We start from the raw sequence: 17,827 nt of genomic DNA, 5'->3' as shown, positions 1-17,827 counted from the left end.
TGCGGCTCAGGTCGGTGCCGATACGGCACCTTTGCGCGTGCGGTTGCGCCACAGGCGGTAGGCGCGGATGCCCGAGCGCACTGACCCGAAAAGCATGCCTTTTTCCATTTCCCGAGCAATGCCCGAGCGCACCAGCATGCGTAGAAACTGACCGCGCGCTCGGGCGATGCCAAAGTGGATGCCACGCGCTTGCAAAGTGTCACGCACCTCGCGCAATGCTGATATGCCGCTGACGTCGATCGAACTGACCGCTTCGGCGTCGAATAGCACTGCCCGAGGTTCATTTTCCTGCTGCACTGCGTCGAGCAGGCGCATCTTGAAGTAGTCGGCATTGAAGAACAGGATCGCGTCATCGAAGCGATACACCACCAGCCCCTTCACTGTGCGGGCTTCCTTGTGCTGACGGATATCCACCTGACCTTCGACGCCGGGCATCCAGCCCAGCACCGCATCGGTCGGCTGGTAGATGCTGTAGAGCAGGCGCAGGATCGCCAGGGTCACGGCAAAAATGATTCCGGGCAGCACGCCGAGCCCCAGCACCCCAACGGTTGTCAGCACACACAACCAGAACTCGAAACGGCTGAGCTTGTAGATCTTGCCCAGGGACTTCACATCGATCAGGCCCCAACCGGCCATCAGCAGTACGGCGCCTAGCGCTGCTTGTGGAATCCAGGCCATCGGTGCGGTGAAAAACAACAGGATCAGGGCGATGACCAAGGCGGCAATAATACCCACCAGTTGGCTTTTGCCCCCGACCATGTCGTTGACCGCCGTACGCGAGTCGGCGCCGCTGATGGCGAAACCCTGGGAAACACCGGCGGCGATGTTGGTCACACCCAGTGCCAGGAACTCATGGTTGGCATTGATCGCATAACCGTGCCGAGCTGCGAAGCTGCGGGCCGTGAGCATTGCGCTGCAGAAACTTACCGTGGCAATACCCAAGGCGTCGCGCATCAGGCTTTTCATCTCTTCCAGGTTGGTTTGAGGCCAGGTCAGCTCCGGGATGCCTGCGGGTACCGGGCCGAGAATAGCCACACCGAAACGATCCAGGCCAAACACGCCGACCACTGCTGTGGCGATAATTACCGTGACCAAGGCAGCCGGCAGGCGCGGGTAGCGACGCGGCAACCAGATCAGCAGCGCCAGGCCTGCCATGCCGATTGTGAGCGTCAACCAGCGGATTTCTCCCAGGCGCTCGACCAAGTTGATCAGGCTGAGGATGAAACCATTGCCTTCTATCTGAAAGCCCAGCACCTTGCCCAACTGCCCTGCCAACAGGCTAAGGCCAATACCGTTCAGGTAACCGATCAGAATCGGGCGCGAGAAGAAACTGGCAATAAAACCGGCACGTGCCACGCCCGCGCCGATCAACATCAGCCCAACCAGCAGGGTGATGATCACCGACAACTGCGCCAGTCGGGCGGGATCACCCATCGCCAGCGGGGCAATGGCGCCTGCAATCATGGCGCAGGTCGCTGCATCCGGGCCGACCATCAATTGCCTTGAACTGCCCACCAAGGCATAGACCATCATCGGCAGAATACAGGCGTACAACCCGTATTGCGGTGGTAAACCGACGATCTGTGCGTAGGCGATGGCGATCGGAATCTGAATGGCTGCCACCGACAATCCAGCTTGCAGGTCGGCATGGAACCATTCGCGGCGATAGTGCAAAAGATTGGACAGGCCTGGGAGCCAGCGTGAGAGCAGCATGAACAGTCCTTTAGAGTGTTTCGCAACAAGGCTGAAGAATACGCAAACGCTCTAATTAAAGCGCATTGCGCGATCCAAAGCTGGTGCCAGATCAAAAGGTTGTGCTGGTCTTGCGCTGGCGTTCGAGTCAACCCAGGTCGGCGGTCTACTCGAACCCAGGAGCCTGTTGATAAGCGCGCGTGCCAAAACTAGAAGTTCAGGCGAAGCATCGTGCGCCAGAAGTTTTTAACCGGTGATCGCCGGTGTTTGTTCCAGTTGCGTTGCCACCAGTCATCTTCATTGCGTACGACCGCTTCGATATCACTGCCAACGTCTGATCCTGCGTGTTGGCGAAACAGCATCGGAAACGCGCAATGTTGTTTGATCTGCTTTTTGAACACCACATCCACAGGCGTGCCGTCGTAAGGCGTGTTGGCCAGCACCTGACATCCCTCGCGGGAAAGAATGTAGGCATGCAGTGCTACAACCTTACCTCGGGCAATATAGGGGAACCAGGTCAACCATGTTCTACCCATGCTGTAGCCCAAGTGCAGCGCCTGGAAGTTTCGAGTGCGGATGAAGCGATTGATCCAACGAATCGGTGTTGCCTTCAATTCGTAGGGCTTAACATCATCTTCAAAGATCAGTACTCGGTTTAATCCTTCGTCCAGCGCTTTCTTTGCCAGCGCTTGGTGAGATTCGTAACATCCTTTTACAGGGTCTTGGTTTCTTTCGACGACATGGAATATTACCGGGTTATGAAGTAGGCAACCCAGGGTTTTCCTGAACAACTCACGTCTGTCGGTCCGTTCTTTAAGCGATATGCAGTACACAGCATCTACATCGAACTTGATCTTACTCACCGCGCAATCCTTGAATCACCAACAACTCCTGAACATGCATGATTTCTATGTGCTGGCGAGTTCAACAGGCAGGGGTCGAACGCCAGAAAATTAAAACGCCAAGGGCCCTTTTTGCCCATAGGGAGATACGGTCATTTCGGACTGACTTGCGCAGACACGGGCTCAGATCAAGTGTTTGTTTCAGAGCAGGGTCTGAAATGACGAGAGCAAGAGGGGAGAGGCGCTAATGGTGTTTCCGTTGCTTCTGTTACGGTTAACGGCAAAGAATGCTGTTACAGAAAAGGAATTGAACACCTGGACAAAGCTGGAGCGGGTGAAGGGAATCGAACCCTCGTTATCAGCTTGGGAAGCTGGAGTAATGCCATTATACGACACCCGCTTTCAGGGCTGACTTTTTACCAGAATCACGATGAAGTTTGAAGTGTTGCCCTGCAAAAAAACTGGACGGTGGCCGGTAGCACGAGATCCTGCATCTTCTTTTTGGCCGTTGCCACTGATGCAAGAGGCTGTGCTACCGCCAACGCTGTTGTTCAGATCGCCAGGGCATGGTGATCCTGAGTGTGCTGATAACGCACACGCGATTCTCGTACTGCCGGCTTGAGAAAGCCCAGCAATGCATCGCGGGTATCGTTGCAGGCTGCCTTGTGCTCCATGTCGAGGAAATGTCCTGTCGCTCGGATCTCGCTGAAGTGGCTGTTGCGCACATGCTGGCTGAACTGCCGTGCATCGTCGATGGTGGTGTACTCGTCCCATTCACCATTCACGAACAGCACCGGAATGTCGATTACACGTGCGCAGCGTAGGGCATTGTCCAGGTCGTTTTCGAGCACCTGGTTGATGTGAAAATGCATTTGCGCATATTCGTGGTTGTCCAGGCTGCTCACGTGCCGGTAGTTGAAGCGCTTGAAAAGCGAGGGCAGGTGTTTGCCGATGGTGTCGTTGACCAGATTGCCCACCTGGTAACGGTCACAGGCGCTGAGGTAATGGCAACCCCGCTCGAGGTAGTCGCGCATTGGTTCGTTGATGACCGGTGAGAACGAGCTGACGACGGCCTTCTCGATACGCCGCGGTTTGTGTGCCAGGGCTAGCAGTGTGCAGGCACCGCCCCAGGAAAACGACATCACGTGATCGGCAGCGAAGTGATCGATCAATTCCAGCAGTATCTGCCCTTCGGTTTCCTTGGTCAGCAGCCGCTCGTGACGGTTGTGGATCTTGGACTTCCCGGCGTAGGGCTGATCATAGAGAACCACGTTGAATTGCGGGTGCAGACTACGAACCGTCTGGGCAAACGAGGCCGTCGTGGCCAACGAGCCATTGATCAGGATGATCGTCTTTTCAGCGGCATCTGCGCGATAGAACTCCGTGTAAACCCGATACTGACCTTGTATATCAAGCACAGCAATTTCTGGCCTCATCTCGTCGACTCCTGGCGCAAAAAGGGTGTTCGCACATGCAAGAATGCGCGTTCTTTATGACAGGTAGGCATGCGCCTTGAAGAGAAACCGAGGGCCCTTGTCGATCCGATACGCTGGTCGACGGGTATTGTTTTAGGTGGGCAATCTGCCGGACTCCAGTGCTTCGAGGCATTGGTCGTCAGCAAAAGGGCGTCTTGGACTACAGCTGTGACTGATTGGTCACATGCAGACCGACGATTGGATTCAAGCAGGCACAGGGGTAACCCGCAAGTGCCTTTGGGGCAATTGATGAAATCTTTCCGCTAAGCGGTCGTTGCTTCAGATCGCGAGGATTTCTTCGGGATACAGCGCCCGGTATTCGCCTGGGCGTAATCCGGGGTCCAGACTCAGCGGGCCCATGGACTCCCGATGCAGGCGCAGTACCTTGTTGTCGAAGTAACCGAACATGCGCTTGACCTGGTGGTAGCGGCCTTCGACGATGCTCAATCGCGCACTGCGTGGGCCGAGCAGGGTCAGTTCCGCGGGCAGGGTGGTGAGGTCCTCGAAGGCGAAATAAAAGCCTTGGTTGAATTTTTCGACGTAGTGCTGTGCGATGACTTGTTCTGTCTCGACATAGTAGATTTTCGGTAGCTTGGTTTGCGGCTGGGTCAGGCGCCGTGACCATTGACCATCGTTGGTCAACAACATCAGGCCGGTGGTGTTGAAGTCCAGGCGCCCGGCAATGTGTAACGTGTGCTTGTCTGATTCATTGAGCAAGTCCAGCACGGTTCGGTGCTCAGGGTCCTGGGTGGCGCTGACGCAGCCCTGGGGTTTATGCAACATCAGGTAGCGTGCAGGCTGTGCATCCTGGAGCAACTGCTCATCGACCTCTATGCGGCTGAATTCGCGCACTTCCAGATGTGGGTCAGTTACACAGCAACCGTCTACGCGCACCCGTCGCTGCGCCAGCAGCACGCGGACTTGCTGGCGATTGAAGCAGGGCAGGTTGCTGAGAAATCGATCAAGACGCATACAAGGCACAGGTGCTGGGCGTGGCAGTTTAACTGGCGAGCGATGCCTTGGCTGCTTCCAGTTGATCCAGTACCTGTGCGCAAGCGGGACACAAGCAGGCTGTGTTGCGTTGGTCAGCAGGCAACGCTTCGATTATTTCCGGGGCAATGCTTACGCTGTAGCACCAGCAGGTTTCCGTTGCCGTACGGGGATCGGCGAGGCTGCAGCGGTTGCTGGCCCCGCAGGCAGGGCAGCATTTAGGGTCATTCATAGTCGGACCTGAATATTTCCACGCAGACGCGGTTGCGTCCACTTTGCTTGGCGCGGTACAGCGCATGATCGGCGCGAGCGATCACACTGTGCAAGGTGTCCTCAGGCTGCAAGTTGCTCAAGCCAATACTGGTCGTCAAACGGATCACTTTGTCGGCGAACCTGAACTCCCGTTGTTCGCAGTGCAGGCGAATCTTTTCGGCGACCTCTTGGGCATGGGTGGCGTCGGTATCCTTGAGCAACACGATGAATTCTTCGCCACCCCAGCGACAAATAATATCGACCTGGCGCAAGCAGTTTTCCAGTACCTGGGCAAACTGGCGCAATACTTCATCGCCAGCGAGGTGGCCATGGGTGTCGTTGAGGATTTTGAAGTGGTCAAGATCGATCAACAATGCCACCAATGCCTTGCTGTCACGATGCGTTTCACTGAGTGCCTGCGCGGCTAGAAGATCGAAGCCGCGGCGGTTGGGCAGGCCGGTGAGGCTGTCGCGAGTGGCCAGGGTTTCGATATTGTCCTGATGACGCTTGACCATGGCATTGAGCAAGGACAATACCACCAAGCCAATAATGGCGCAGATCGCGAGGTTCAGGTACAGCGTCTGGCGTATGTTATCCAGAGCACCGTCTTCGCGTTTGTCTACGAACAGGTACCAATTCAACTCCGGTACCAGGCGCACATTGAGGAAATGGCTATTGCCGTTGCGACTGGTGTACTCATGGCTACCGCCCACGGGTGTAGGCATCTGCTTGAGCAGTTCATGCAAGCCGTCCAGTTCATTGAGCGACTGACCCGTTCGGGCGCCATGGGCACCGCCTTTGGAACCGGTCAACACCACCAGGCCTTGCGGGTCGACGAAATATACCTGGCGTTGATAACGCTGCTGGTAGTCGTCGATAAGCCGCACCACAGCTTCGACCGTGAGGCCGACGCCGACTGCCCCAATGAAGTTACCGTTGTAGTCCAGTACTCGATAATTGATGAAGACAGTAAGTTTGTCCTGATTGGCCATGTCCAGGTCAACGTTGATTTCGTAGGGTGTGGGCATTTCCTTCACCCGGTAGTACCAGACGTCGCGGGGCTCCTGCGGATCGATCTTTTTCAGGACGCCTTTTTGCGCCTGATAGTAGTTGTCGGTAGCGCTGGAGACGAAGAATGCGGTGTAGGCGTGATACTGGGTCATGACTTCGTTGAGATAGCGGGAGATTTGCGCTTGGTCTTGCTCACCGGCCAACGTCCAGTCTCGCAGGAAGGTGTCGTGAGCCATCATCGAGGAAATCAGGATCGGTCTTACCAGATCCTTCTGGATTTCCGAATAGACAGTATCTGAAGTCAGCGGCAATTCAGTGTTGACGATGCTGTCGCGAATCGCGCTGCGTGAAGCGAAATAGCTCAGCAGCGACGTGGCTAAAAAACCGCTGCCGAGCAGTAACAGCAAGGTCAGAATTAGCGAGCGCTGCGAAAACAAGGCGGAGCGAGGCAATTTACAATCCCTTGATGTAGGCCAATGCCGTTCATTCTAGTGGCACCGCTGGAAAATAACTGGACAATTATCAAGGGTATTGGCGTTGTTTCAAATTATTTCTACGGGAGCACCGGCGCTTCTTTTGATGGTCTTAATTCGTGTCGATGAACGCTTGCCGATCGACGCCGACCAGCGCCGCTGGAATGGGCAGTTTCGCGGTCCGGGAGGCCGCTATGTATCGCCGACTTTTGCTTATTGCCGTGCTGAGTTCGCTGACCGCCGCTTGTGTCCCTTATGGAGGTAATGGCTACTACCATCGCACTGACGTCTATACCGCCGACCGATATGGCTATCCTGGCTATTACCGGCCTTCCTACCCGTCCAACCGTGGCTACTATGTGGTGCCGCAGCAGCGTTACTACTCGCCGCCCCCTCGGCATTACCGGCCACCGTCCCATTATTATCGCTCGCCGCCGCAGTATTACCGCCCGGCACCGGATCACTACTACAAGCCTTATCCAGGTCGTGGGCATGATCGTTATCGCCAGGGGGCTTCACGGCATGAGCGTGACAGTGATGGTCGAGCCCATGGCAACTGGCACCGCTAGGTTGTTCAGACAAGGTCCGCCAAAGGGTGGCGGCCTTCCCAAACTTTAGAGAAGTGCGCATTGACGACCGCCGCTGGCACCTTGGCAATGTCCGCCCAGTGCCAGCGTGGCTGCTGATCCTTGTCGACCAGCCGGGCGCGCACGCCTTCGGCGAACTCAGGGTGGCGACAACAATTGAGACTCATGCTGTATTCCATCTGGAATACCTGCGCCAGTGACAGATAGCGTGCTCGCTGAATCTGCTGCCAGACCAGGTGGGCGGTCAGCGGGCACCCTTCGAGCATGGTTTGTGCAGCTTTTGCCAGAAGCGGGTCGTCATGGCCCCGCAGCGTGGCAATGGCCCGCCAGGCACAGACCGGGTCAGCGACGTCGAGCAGTGCGTCGATCTGCTGGCGTCGAGGCAGCCACTGGGCTTGTGGCATCTCAGCCTGGGCTCTGTGCTCCTGGGCCTTGAGCAGGCTGTTCAATTGCAGAGCAGTCTGTTCTTGCCAGTTCAATTGGAGCAGGTCATCGATCAGTTCCTTCTGCTGATTGTCCCCCAGCAATCGATCTGCCAGGCCCAGGTCCAAGGCGTCGCGGGCATTGAGGCCAACCCCGGTCATGCCGAGGAACAGGCCGAGTTTTCCGGGTAGGCGGGCAAGAAACCAGCTGGCACCTACATCCGGGTACAAGCCGATACTGATTTCGGGCATGGCCAAGCGGCTGCTCGGTGTCACGATGCGCACGTTGGCGCCTTGCAGCAGGCCCATGCCGCCACCCAGCACGTGGCCATGCCCCCAGCACAGCACGGGTTTGGGATACGTGTGCAGGCGATAGTCCAAGCGATATTCTGCTTCGAAGAAGTTCGCTGCCAGGGTCGGAACAGTCCCCGGCTGGTCGCGACAGGCCTGCATCAAGCTGCGAACATCACCACCGGCGCAAAACGCCTTGGTGCCTGCGCCGCGCAACAACACACAGACAATTTCCGGGTTGTCCGCCCATTGCGCCAGTTGCTGATCGAGCACTTCGATCATCGGCAATGACAAGGCATTGAGCGCCTTCTCTGCATCCAGAGTGGCGATGCCGATTCGTGCGCCATCGACGCCGGTGAGTTCTTCGCACTGAACTGCCATGGGCGACCTCATTGGTTTTATCCGGACAAGTATGGTCGGTGTCGGCGAAACTGCTGGTCGCCGGTCGGATCGATTGACAAGCGCGGGCAGCTTTCCTAGTGTCGCGCCATTGTTTACGGATGGCCCCATGACTGACGACGATCGCATCAAACTTGAACCCAGCTGGAAAGAAGCGCTGCGTGCCGAATTCGAGCAACCCTATATGCACCAACTGCGTGAGTTTTTGCGCGCGGAGCATGCGGCAGGCAAGGAAATCTATCCGCCGGGTCCGTTGATTTTCAATGCACTGAATTCAACCCCACTGGACCAAGTGAAGGTGGTAATCCTCGGCCAGGATCCCTATCACGGTCCGGGACAGGCGCATGGCCTGTGTTTTTCGGTGCAGCCGGGTACTGCCACGCCGCCCTCGCTGGTCAATATCTATAAAGAGTTGCACCGCGACCTCAACATCGAGATCCCCAAGCACGGGTGCCTGCAGCATTGGGCGAATCAGGGCGTATTGCTGCTCAACACCACCATGACCGTGGAGCGCGCCAATGCTGCCTCCCACGCCAAAAAAGGCTGGGAGTTTTTCACTGATCGCATCATTGAGCTGGTCAGCGAGCACCAGCCCAATACCGTGTTCCTACTCTGGGGCGCGCATGCGCAGAGCAAACAGAAATTGATCGATGGCACCAAGCACCTGGTGCTCAAGTCAGTGCACCCGTCGCCGTTGTCTGCTTACCGCGGGTTCCTTGGTTGCGGGCATTTCAGCCGTACCAACAAGTTCCTCGAACAACATGGCCTGACGCCAGTGCAATGGGCGTTGCCGCCGTTGTAAGTATAAAAGGAAGCCTTAGCTTCCTTTTTTACTGTCTGGCCCGGCTGTGGAGTGCTCGCCGATCCAATGGCGAAACAGCGGCTCGGCCAGAAACAGCACAAACAGTAAGCGCATCACCTGTAGCGCGGTCACCAGAGGGACAGAAAGCTGCAGCGTTTCGGCGGTCAGGCTCATTTCCGCAATGCCACCGGGCATCATCCCCAGGGTCAACGAGCGCAGGTCCAACTGGGTCAATTGGCTCAACACCCAGGCTGCAACAGCGGCGATCAGCATGCTCAGGGCGGTAGCAATCAGCGTGCGTCCAAGGAATGAGGGCGCACGGCGAAAGAAGGCTCGGTTGAAATGACAACCCAGTCCACTGCCGATCAGCCATTGACCAATCTGACTGGCACCGTCGGGGAGCGCGATCTGCAGGTTGGCGCCGACGCTGGCAATGGCAGCCACCAGCAGTGGTCCGAACAACCAGGGGTTGGGCTGTTTCAAGCGCTGCCATAGCCATGCTGCAACAATCCCCAAAGGGCAGATCAGTGCCAGCCAGCCCCAACTGACACTACCGGCATGGGTTAGCACCACACCGTCACCAAGCAGGTACTTGAACAGCGCCGGTACACACAACACCACGGCCAGCACACGCAAGCTTTGTGCCGCCGCCACCTGGCTGAGTACCGCGCCATTGCGCGCACCGAGGTTGACCATTTCTCCCGAGCCGCCCGGCATGCTGGAAAAGAACGCCGTGGCGCGGTCTTCGCCGGTGCGGCGCAACAGCCAGATGCCGACCACGCTGGACACACTGGTGATCAATGCACCGCAAAAGATCAGGCCGAAATTGCTCGCCACCTGTTCGATTACAGCCGGGGTAAAATGCAGGCCGATACCGATGCCGATAATCCATTGGCCGCATTTGCGCCCGCCGGGTATTTCGCTCAACTGCCAGGGGGTCAGGCAGCGCACCAGGATGATCGCCAACAGCGAACCGACCATCCATGGCAGCGGCCAGCCAACCTGGCTGGCGATGTAGCCGCCAACCAGGCCAACCAGTCCAGTCGCCCAATACAATTTCAACGGCCCATTAGACATCAGCCAGAGCACGACGCTGGATGCTGCGCTTGCGCCAGATACGCAGCAGTGGCAGAAGCATCATGGTAATGGTCAGCGCCCATACACTCATGCTGATCGGGCTGGACCAGAGAATGTCCAGGGCACCATTGGAAATCGACAGGGCACGGCGCAGGTTCTGCTCCATCAATCCACCGAGAATGAAGCCCAGCAAGATCGGCGACAGCGGGAAATCCAGCTTGCGCAGGATGTAACCGAAGATACCGATGCCGATCATCAGGAACAGGTCGAAGGTGGTCGCATGCACGGCGTAGACGCCGATCGCGGTAATGATCGCGATGATTGGCACCAGGGCCCAGTTCGGCACCGCAAGAATGCGGGTGAAAATGCGGATCATCGGAATGTTGAGGATCACCAGCATGATGTTGGCGATGAACAGTGAAGCGATCAGGCCCCAGACAATGTCAGGTTGCTGGGCGAACAGCATTGGTCCGGGGGTGATGTTGTACAGGGTCAAGGCGCCGATCATCACCGCGGTGGTGCCAGAGCCGGGGACGCCGAGGGTCAGCATGGGGACCAGGGCGCCGCAGCATGAAGCACCGATGGCGGTTTCTGGAGCCGCCAGGCCACGCTTGTCGCCTTTGCCAAAAGTACCGCTGGCACCGGCGATGCGCTTCTCGGTCATATAAGCAACAGCACTGGCCAGGGTCGCACCGGCACCGGGCAATACACCCATGATGAAACCGAGCACGCCGCAGCGAATATTGACCACGAATACCGACGCTGCTTCCTTGAAGTTGAACAACATGCGTCCGGTGGCTTTCACTGCTTCATGGCCGTGATGGGTTTTTTCCAGCAGCAGCAGGATTTCGCTGATGGAGAACAGACCCAGTACCAACACGACAAATTGAATGCCGTCAGCCAGGTGGACGCTGTCGCCGGTGAATCGGTAGACGCCACTGTTAGCGTCGATGCCGACGCTGGACAGGAACAGACCAATCAATGCCGCGATGAAGGTCTTGAGCGGACGATCACCGGCCATGCCACCCAAACAGACAATGGCAAACACCATCAGTACAAAGTATTCCGCGGGTCCAAAGGCGATCGCCCATTTCGCCAGCAAGGGGGCAAACAGCACCATGCCGCACGTGGCGATGAACGCGCCGATGAACGAACTCCAGGCCGACAGCGACAGTGCCACGCCGGCCAGGCCCTGGCGCGCCATGGGGTAGCCGTCGAGGGTGGTCATCACGGTCGACGCTTCACCGGGGATGTTGAGCAGGATCGAGCTGATGCGTCCGCCGTATTCGCAACCCAAGTACACAGCGGCCAGCAGAATCAGTGCTGATTCCGGTGGCAGGCCGAGGGCAAATGCGATCGGAATCAACAAGGCCACGCCATTGATCGGGCCCAGGCCCGGCAACAGGCCAACCACGGTGCCGATCAAGGTGCCGGACAAGGCCGTAACCAAGTTGTAGGGGCTCAGGGCGACGCCGAAGCCCTGGCCCAGATAGCTGAGAGTATCCATGTCAATTCTCCAGAACGTCGAGTAAGCCCAGGGGTAGAGGGACATCCATGACTCGGTCGAACAACCAGTACAGGGCAATCGTCATAAGGCCGATGATCACCACGCTGGGTAGCCATCGCCCGCCATAGAGACGGGCCATCGGTACGCCAATCAGCACGCCGCTGAGAATGAACCCGAGTGGCTCGAAAGTGGCAGCGAAGACCAGCAGCAGGCCCACACACAGGGCAATCTTGTTGAGGGTCTCGCGGTCCAGTTCTGGCTCGTCGTCTTTGTGCACAATGGGTGTTGGTCGAAAGGCCAGGTACATAAGCCCCAGCGCCATCAAACCGAGCATCAGTAACGGGTAGGCGCGGGGGCCGACCGGTTCGTAGGAAAAAGCCGCCTGATAGGGCCAGGCCATCACGGCCAGGACGGCGCATAGCGCCAGCAGAATCAGGGCGAAGACACGTTGCAGGATCATGTCGCCTGTCCTCAATGAGGTTCACAAACAGTCATCGATTTTGTTGGAGCGCCGTTTTCAAAGGCAAAAGGCAACGCCTTTCCCGTCAGGGCCGCAGGGGCAGCCCTTCCTGGATGAATCCGCTCCAACGAGGGAATGACGGCCTTACTGGATCAGCCCGAATTCCTTGGCCAGGGCCTTGTAGTCAGCCACCTGTTTTTTTACATAGGTGTCCAACTCGGCGCCGGTCATGGCGAAAGGGAAGAGTTCGCGCTGGTCACGCAGCTTGGCGAACTCTTCGGAGGCCAGCAGTTTGTCGAACGAGGCTTTCCACCAGTCGTACTCTTCATCAGTGACTTTTGGCCCCAGATAGAAACCGCGCACCACCGGCCAGACGATGTCGTAGCCTTGCTCCTTGGCGGTAGGAATGTTCTTCATTTCCGGCTCGTCCAGCCGGGTCTCGGCGAACACTGCCAACAGGCGCATGTCACCACTCTGGATATGCGGCATGGAGTCGGAGATGTCGGTACTGCCGACCTGGATGTGCCCACCCAACAGTGCCGTGGCAATTTCGCCGCCGCCTTCAAGGGCGACATAACGAAGATCGCGCGGGTTGATACCTGCGGCTTTGGCGATCAGCGCTGTCTGCATCCAGTCCTGGCTGCCGACGGTACCGCCTGAACCGATCACCACTTTGCTTGGATCTTTTTTCAGCGCCGCAACCAGGTCATCCAGGGTTTTGTAGGGCGAGTCGTTTTTCACCGCGATGGCGCCATAGCTGGTGCCGACCGCCGCCAGCCAGCGCACGGCATTTTCGTCGAAGCGGCCGAATTTGCCTTGCGCCAGATTGAGTAGCGAACCGCTGGACCAGGCCACCAGGGTACCGGCATCCGCCGGGCGCTGGGCAACCACTGCGTTGTAGGCGACCGCGCCGACACCGCCGGGCATGTAGGTGACGCGCATGGGTTTGCTGAGAATTTTCTCGTTGACCAGGGCGCTTTGCACCAACTTGCAGGTCAGGTCGAAACCACCGCCGGGTGAGGCGGGGGCGATACATTCCGGGCGTTTCGGTTCGGCTGCCATGGCTTGGCCGGCGAGCATCAAGCAGGCCGTGGCGAGGGCAATGCGGCGCAGTGAAAAGGTCATCGTCGATCTCCGTGAGCGTTATTGTTATCGGGGATTACCACAGCGCAAGGCTGTAACTCACCAGCAGTCGAACTTCATCCGCATCACGGGCGAAGTTCGAGCGGAAGGTGGCGTTGCGCAGGCGCACGGCGACGTTTTTCAGGGCGCCACTTTGCACCACATACTTGAATTCGGTATTGCGTTCCCATTCTTTGCCCTCTCCGCCATCGGCCAGGCTGACATTATCGCCGCTGATGTAGCGGGTCATGAAGGTCAGGCCAGGGATACCCAGTTTGGCGAAGTCGTAGTCGTAGCGAGCTTGCCAGGAGCGCTCGTCGGCGCCGGCAAAGTCGTTGATCTGAACGAAGTTGACCAGGTACGGATCAGCGCCATCGACGTAAGGGAAGGCGGTATCGCCTGACAGGTGCTGGTAGCCGGCACTGAGCTTGTGGCCCAGAAGGCTGTAGCTGAGCATGCCGTTGAGCGCAGTGTTGTCGATCTCGCCGCCGCGGGCCTGACCTTGGTCATCACTGAAGGCCATGCGCAGGTCGGCGCCAAACGTGCCCGGCCCCCAAGGCTGACTGGCGAGCATGCCGACGAAGTGCTGGCGGTAGACATCGTCGAGCTGAGCCCAATGGTAGCTACCGGTAATCTTGTCGGTGAACTTGTAATCCAGGCCGGCCATGTCGAAGTGGTTGCCGGCAACAGTGCCTAGAAAGCGACTGTTCTTGTTGTTCAGGGCGATGTCCTGATTGTCGGTGCTGTCGCGATCCTTGGCTTTTTCCAGGCGGCCGCCTGTAAACGTCAAGTTCTTGATTTCGCCGGAGGTCAGCAGACCGCCTTCAAAGGTTTGCGGCAGGATGCGACCGTCGTTTGGCTGCAAAGTGGGCAGCTCTGGCATCAAGGTGCCGACTTTGAGTTCGGTGGCCGAAATCTTGACCTTGCCGGTCAGGCCAAGCTTGGAATATTCATCGGCTGCGCGACCGTTGTCGTGGGTGGGCAGCAAACCGCTACCCGTGCGGTCGGGGCTGGAGTCGAGCTTGATGCCGAGCATGCCAAGGGCATCCAGGCCAAAGCCTACAGTGCCATCGGTATAGCCGGACTCGAAGTTGAGCATGAAGCCCTGTGCCCACTCATCACGCTTGGACTGTTGGGCACTGGTGCCATCGCGAAAGTCGCGATTGAAATACATGTTGCGGGTTTCGAAGGTTGCCTTGCTGTCATCGAAGAAGGCGGCTTGACTCATGGGCGCGACGCCGGCAAGGGCGAGGGCGCTGACAACGGCGGACTGGCGGGTAGGCAAACGGCGGGTAGGCACATGGGCCTGTGGCTGCATGGACAGCATCGTCGAGTAACTCCGTTTTTGTTCTTATTAGTTCGAACTTCAAGGTTCGGTTGTACGGCAAGCAGAGTGAGCCGTCAGAGGATGCTAGGGGCTGAACCTTTCACTAACCTTTCAACTACTTTTCATCGTTACCAAGGCTTCACAGGCGAGCAGTCGGCTGTACACTCCGCGCCATTGACCTGGACCTGACAGGAGAAAAACAATGCGTGTGCTGCTTGTAGAAGACCATCTGCAGCTAGCTGAGAGCGTGGCCCAGGCTCTCAAGAGCACGGGGCTGACAGTGGATGTGCTGCATGATGGCGTGGCTGCCGACCTGGCGCTGGCCAGCGAGGAATATGCAGTGGCGGTGCTCGATGTCGGGCTGCCGCGCATGGACGGCTTCGAGGTGCTTGCGCGCTTGCGCGCACGTGGCAAGACCGTACCGGTGTTGATGTTGACGGCACGCAGTGACGTCAAGGATCGGGTTCATGGCTTGAACCTGGGTGCCGATGACTACCTGGCCAAGCCGTTCGAGCTCACCGAGCTTGAAGCGCGGGTCAAGGCCTTGCTGCGTCGTAGCGTACTCGGTGGCGAGCGCCAGCAACGCTGCGGGCCGCTGGTCTATGACCTCGATACCCGGCGCTTTACCCTCGATGACGATTTGCTGACCCTGACCTCCCGCGAGCAGGCGGTGCTCGAAGCCTTGATCGCACGTCCTGGGCGGGTGATGAGCAAAGAGCAGTTGGCCGCCCAGGTGTTCGGCCTGGATGAGGAAGCCAGCGCCGATGCGATCGAGATTTACATCCATCGTCTGCGCAAGAAGCTTGATGGTCATGCCGTGGTCATCGTCACTTTCAGGGGGCTCGGTTACCTGCTCGAGCACCGCGATGCGTGACAGTGGCAGTCTGCGCGGGCGCTTGGTGTGGAACCTGGCCCTGCTGCTGGTGGTGTTGATGCTCGCCAGTGGGCTCAGTGCCTATTGGAACGGACGCGAAGCGGCCGACACTGCCTATGACCGAACCCTGTTGGCGTCGGCGCGCACCATCGCTGCCGGCCTGTCCCAGCGCGACGGCACGCTCAGCGCCGATGTGCCCTACGTGGCCTTGGATACCTTTGCGTACGACAGCGCCGGACGCATCTACTACCAAGTCAACGATATTCATCAACGCCTTATTTCCGGCTACGAAAACCTCCCCGCGCCACCACCAGGCACGCCGCGCACCGATGATTACCCAGCGCTGGCGCGGTTCTACAATGCGCGCTACTTGGGCCAGGATGTGCGCGTGGTGAGTCTGCTCAAGGCCGTCAGTGAGCCGAACATGAATGGCATGGCCGAAATTCGTGTGGCCGAAACCGAAGAAGCGCGGGTGCGCATGGCCCGCAGCTTGATGGCCGATACCTTGTTGCGTCTGGGCATGCTGGCTCTGGGCGCACTGATGCTGGTGTGGTTCGCGGTGAGCGCTGCATTGCGCCCGTTGGAGCGCTTGCGTGGTGCCGTCGAAGAGCGTCAGCCCGACGACCTGCGGGCCCTGCCGCTGGTCGAGGTGCAGCGTGAGCTTAGCCCACTGGTGCGCGCCTTGAACCACTTTACCGAGCGGCTACGCGAGCAGTTCGAGCGTCAGGCGCAGTTTATTGCCGAGGCCGCTCATGAGCTGCGCACCCCCCTTGCGGCCCTCAAGGCCCGGGTCGAGTTGGGCCTGCGCTCGAATGAGCCTCAGGTCTGGCGCGATACTCTGGAGTCAGCGGTCCAGGGCACAGACCGGCTGACCCACCTGGCCAACCAGTTGCTGTCGTTGGCGCGAGTGGAAAACGGTGCGCGAGCGATTGCCGAAGGTGGCGCGCAACTGCTTGACCTCAGTCAACTGGCACGGGAACTGGGGATGGCCATGGCGCCACTGGCCTACGCCCGTGGAGTGGCGTTGGCATTGGAGGCTGAGGCCCCGGTGCATGTCCGTGGCGAGCCTACGCTACTCAATGAATTGCTCAGCAACCTGGTGGACAATGCCTTGGCCCACACACCCAAGGGCGGCAATGTCATCTTGCGGGTCTACGCGCCGGGGGTGCTGGAAGTCGAGGACGATGGCCCGGGCATTCCGGAGGATGAGCGTGAACGGGTGTTCGAGCGCTTCTATCGCCGCAATGCGCAAGGGACCGGCCTGGGCCTGGCGATTGTCGGAGAAATCTGCCGCGCGCATCTGGCGAAGATCAGCCTGCACGATGGCGAACGGGGCGGGTTGAAAGTGCGAGTCAGTTTTATCGGCGATTAACGAAACATGGCCCGGGCCTGGAGCAACTCGCCGGCCACAAGTTCGGTGCCGGTGGGCAGCCCCAGATGACGGTAGGCCGGAAGGGCTGCCAAGGGGCGGGACTTGCCGGGGCCAGCGCTCAGCGCCCGGGCAATCTGGACAATGTCAACGTAGTCGACCCGATCGCTACCGCGATCCAGATTGAGCACCTGTCCAGGTAGTTTCACCAGTTGTTCGGGAAATTCCCAACTGCTCAGAATCTTGTCGCCGAGTGCCGGATGGATCTGGTCGATGACATAGTTCAGGCATACCGGGTCAGAGAGCAGCTCATTGTGCTCTTCGGCATAGATCAGGATAGGCAGTACACCGATCTGGTGAACCAGGCCGGCGAGGGCGCCCTGGTCAGGCTTGAGTTGGGTGTAACGCAAGCAGAGTTCGTAGCTGATACCCGCCACCTCCAAACTACTGGCCCATATTTCGCGCATTTTCCTTTCCACCACCTCAGAACGGGCGTGGAAGATCTGCTCGATCACCAGGCCGACGGCCAGGTTGCAGCTGTAGTTGATGCCGAGGCGGGTAATGGCCGTCTGCAAGTCGGTCACTTCGACCGTGGCGCGCAGCAGCGGGCTGTTCACTACCTTGATCAGGCGCGCAGTCAGGGCAGTGTCGCGGCCGATGACTTTACTCAGGGCACTGACGCTGATCTCGCTGTCTTCGGCGGCCTCGCGGATGCTCAAGGCGACCTCGGGTAAGGTCGGCAACACCAGGTCATCATTGTCGATGGCGGCCAGCAACTGGGCCTGGACCGTCTCGGCCAGCTTGTTCATGGTGACTCTCTAACGCAATTCAAAAGGGCCCCGGCGTTCTACCGTC

17 protein-coding genes and 1 tRNA gene are annotated in these 17,827 nt (G+C 58.5%); 4 read left to right on the top strand and 14 right to left on the bottom strand.

Annotated features, from left to right (window positions below):
• Positions 1–6 precede the first annotated feature (6 nt).
• The 7 genes from V0R60_RS07370 to V0R60_RS07340 form a co-directional block, all read right to left on the bottom strand.
• Positions 7–1,713, bottom strand: coding sequence for a SulP family inorganic anion transporter (locus tag V0R60_RS07370; RefSeq protein WP_330080184.1), 1,707 nt, complete (start codon positions 1,711–1,713; stop codon positions 7–9).
• 188 nt (positions 1,714–1,901) lie between these two features.
• Positions 1,902–2,555: a glycosyltransferase family 25 protein gene (locus V0R60_RS07365; protein WP_330080183.1), complete on the bottom strand. Its 654-nt coding sequence runs from the start codon at positions 2,553–2,555 to the stop codon at positions 1,902–1,904.
• 305 nt (positions 2,556–2,860) lie between these two features.
• A tRNA-Gly gene (locus V0R60_RS07360) sits at positions 2,861–2,934 on the bottom strand.
• 151 nt (positions 2,935–3,085) lie between these two features.
• Positions 3,086–3,970: an alpha/beta fold hydrolase gene (locus V0R60_RS07355; protein WP_330080182.1), complete on the bottom strand. Its 885-nt coding sequence runs from the start codon at positions 3,968–3,970 to the stop codon at positions 3,086–3,088.
• Positions 3,971–4,288: 318 nt separating this feature from the next.
• Positions 4,289–4,981: a pseudouridine synthase gene (locus V0R60_RS07350; RefSeq protein WP_330080181.1), complete on the bottom strand. Its 693-nt coding sequence runs from the start codon at positions 4,979–4,981 to the stop codon at positions 4,289–4,291.
• Positions 4,982–5,009: 28 nt separating this feature from the next.
• On the bottom strand, positions 5,010–5,231 hold the full coding sequence (locus V0R60_RS07345) for a cysteine-rich CWC family protein (RefSeq protein WP_136474806.1): 222 nt from the start codon (positions 5,229–5,231) through the stop codon (positions 5,010–5,012).
• Positions 5,224–6,714: a sensor domain-containing diguanylate cyclase gene (locus V0R60_RS07340; RefSeq protein WP_136474807.1), complete on the bottom strand. Its 1,491-nt coding sequence runs from the start codon at positions 6,712–6,714 to the stop codon at positions 5,224–5,226. Before V0R60_RS07340 ends, V0R60_RS07345 begins: the two co-directional genes overlap by 8 nt.
• A 215-nt stretch (positions 6,715–6,929) precedes the next feature.
• On the opposite strand from V0R60_RS07340, the gene V0R60_RS07335 reads away from it, so the two are divergent.
• A complete protein-coding gene (locus V0R60_RS07335; protein ID WP_330080180.1) occupies positions 6,930–7,304 on the top strand; it encodes a hypothetical protein in 375 nt (124 codons plus the stop codon).
• A gap of 5 nt (positions 7,305–7,309) precedes the next feature.
• Here V0R60_RS07335 and V0R60_RS07330 read toward each other — a convergent pair whose 3' ends face one another.
• Positions 7,310–8,416: an enoyl-CoA hydratase/isomerase family protein gene (locus tag V0R60_RS07330; RefSeq protein ID WP_136474809.1), complete on the bottom strand. Its 1,107-nt coding sequence runs from the start codon at positions 8,414–8,416 to the stop codon at positions 7,310–7,312.
• A 127-nt stretch (positions 8,417–8,543) separates the two neighbouring features.
• Between V0R60_RS07330 and ung the strand changes: the two genes are divergently transcribed.
• A complete protein-coding gene (ung, locus tag V0R60_RS07325) occupies positions 8,544–9,236 on the top strand; it encodes a uracil-DNA glycosylase (protein ID WP_136474810.1) in 693 nt (230 codons plus the stop codon).
• A gap of 15 nt (positions 9,237–9,251) precedes the next feature.
• On the opposite strand, the gene V0R60_RS07320 is transcribed toward ung, so the two are convergent.
• The 5 genes from V0R60_RS07320 to V0R60_RS07300 form a co-directional block, all read right to left on the bottom strand.
• Complete coding sequence (locus V0R60_RS07320) at positions 9,252–10,313, bottom strand: AbrB family transcriptional regulator (protein WP_136474811.1); 1,062 nt, start codon at positions 10,311–10,313, stop codon at positions 9,252–9,254.
• Positions 10,306–11,820: a tripartite tricarboxylate transporter permease gene (locus tag V0R60_RS07315; protein WP_136474812.1), complete on the bottom strand. Its 1,515-nt coding sequence runs from the start codon at positions 11,818–11,820 to the stop codon at positions 10,306–10,308. The genes V0R60_RS07320 and V0R60_RS07315 overlap by 8 nt, the downstream gene beginning before the upstream one ends.
• 1 nt (position 11,821) lies before the next feature.
• Entirely contained in the window at positions 11,822–12,280 is a 459-nt protein-coding gene (locus tag V0R60_RS07310; protein WP_136474813.1) for a tripartite tricarboxylate transporter TctB family protein, read from the bottom strand.
• A 144-nt stretch (positions 12,281–12,424) separates the two neighbouring features.
• On the bottom strand, positions 12,425–13,405 hold the full coding sequence (locus tag V0R60_RS07305; protein ID WP_136474814.1) for a Bug family tripartite tricarboxylate transporter substrate binding protein: 981 nt from the start codon (positions 13,403–13,405) through the stop codon (positions 12,425–12,427).
• Between the two features lie 34 nt (positions 13,406–13,439).
• Complete coding sequence (locus V0R60_RS07300) at positions 13,440–14,729, bottom strand: OprD family porin (protein WP_330080179.1); 1,290 nt, start codon at positions 14,727–14,729, stop codon at positions 13,440–13,442.
• A gap of 202 nt (positions 14,730–14,931) precedes the next feature.
• Between V0R60_RS07300 and V0R60_RS07295 the strand changes: the two genes are divergently transcribed.
• Together V0R60_RS07295 and V0R60_RS07290 are read left to right on the top strand one after the other, a co-directional pair.
• The gene (locus V0R60_RS07295; protein ID WP_136474816.1) at positions 14,932–15,603 is read left to right on the top strand and encodes a response regulator; all 672 of its coding nucleotides are present in this window, start codon (positions 14,932–14,934) and stop codon (positions 15,601–15,603) included.
• Complete coding sequence (locus tag V0R60_RS07290) at positions 15,596–16,975, top strand: sensor histidine kinase (RefSeq protein WP_136474817.1); 1,380 nt, start codon at positions 15,596–15,598, stop codon at positions 16,973–16,975. Before V0R60_RS07295 ends, V0R60_RS07290 begins: the two co-directional genes overlap by 8 nt.
• On the opposite strand, the gene V0R60_RS07285 is transcribed toward V0R60_RS07290, so the two are convergent.
• Positions 16,972–17,781 (bottom strand): HDOD domain-containing protein, encoded by an 810-nt coding sequence (locus V0R60_RS07285; RefSeq protein WP_136474818.1) that lies wholly within the window; start codon positions 17,779–17,781, stop codon positions 16,972–16,974. The genes V0R60_RS07290 and V0R60_RS07285 overlap by 4 nt on opposite strands.
• Positions 17,782–17,827: the final 46 nt, after the last annotated feature.

Origin of the sequence: Pseudomonas auratipiscis (assembly GCF_036324085.1) — a bacterium.
Taxonomy (GTDB): domain Bacteria; phylum Pseudomonadota; class Gammaproteobacteria; order Pseudomonadales; family Pseudomonadaceae; genus Aquipseudomonas; species Aquipseudomonas auratipiscis.
This window is presented reverse-complemented; position numbering and strand designations above follow the sequence as displayed.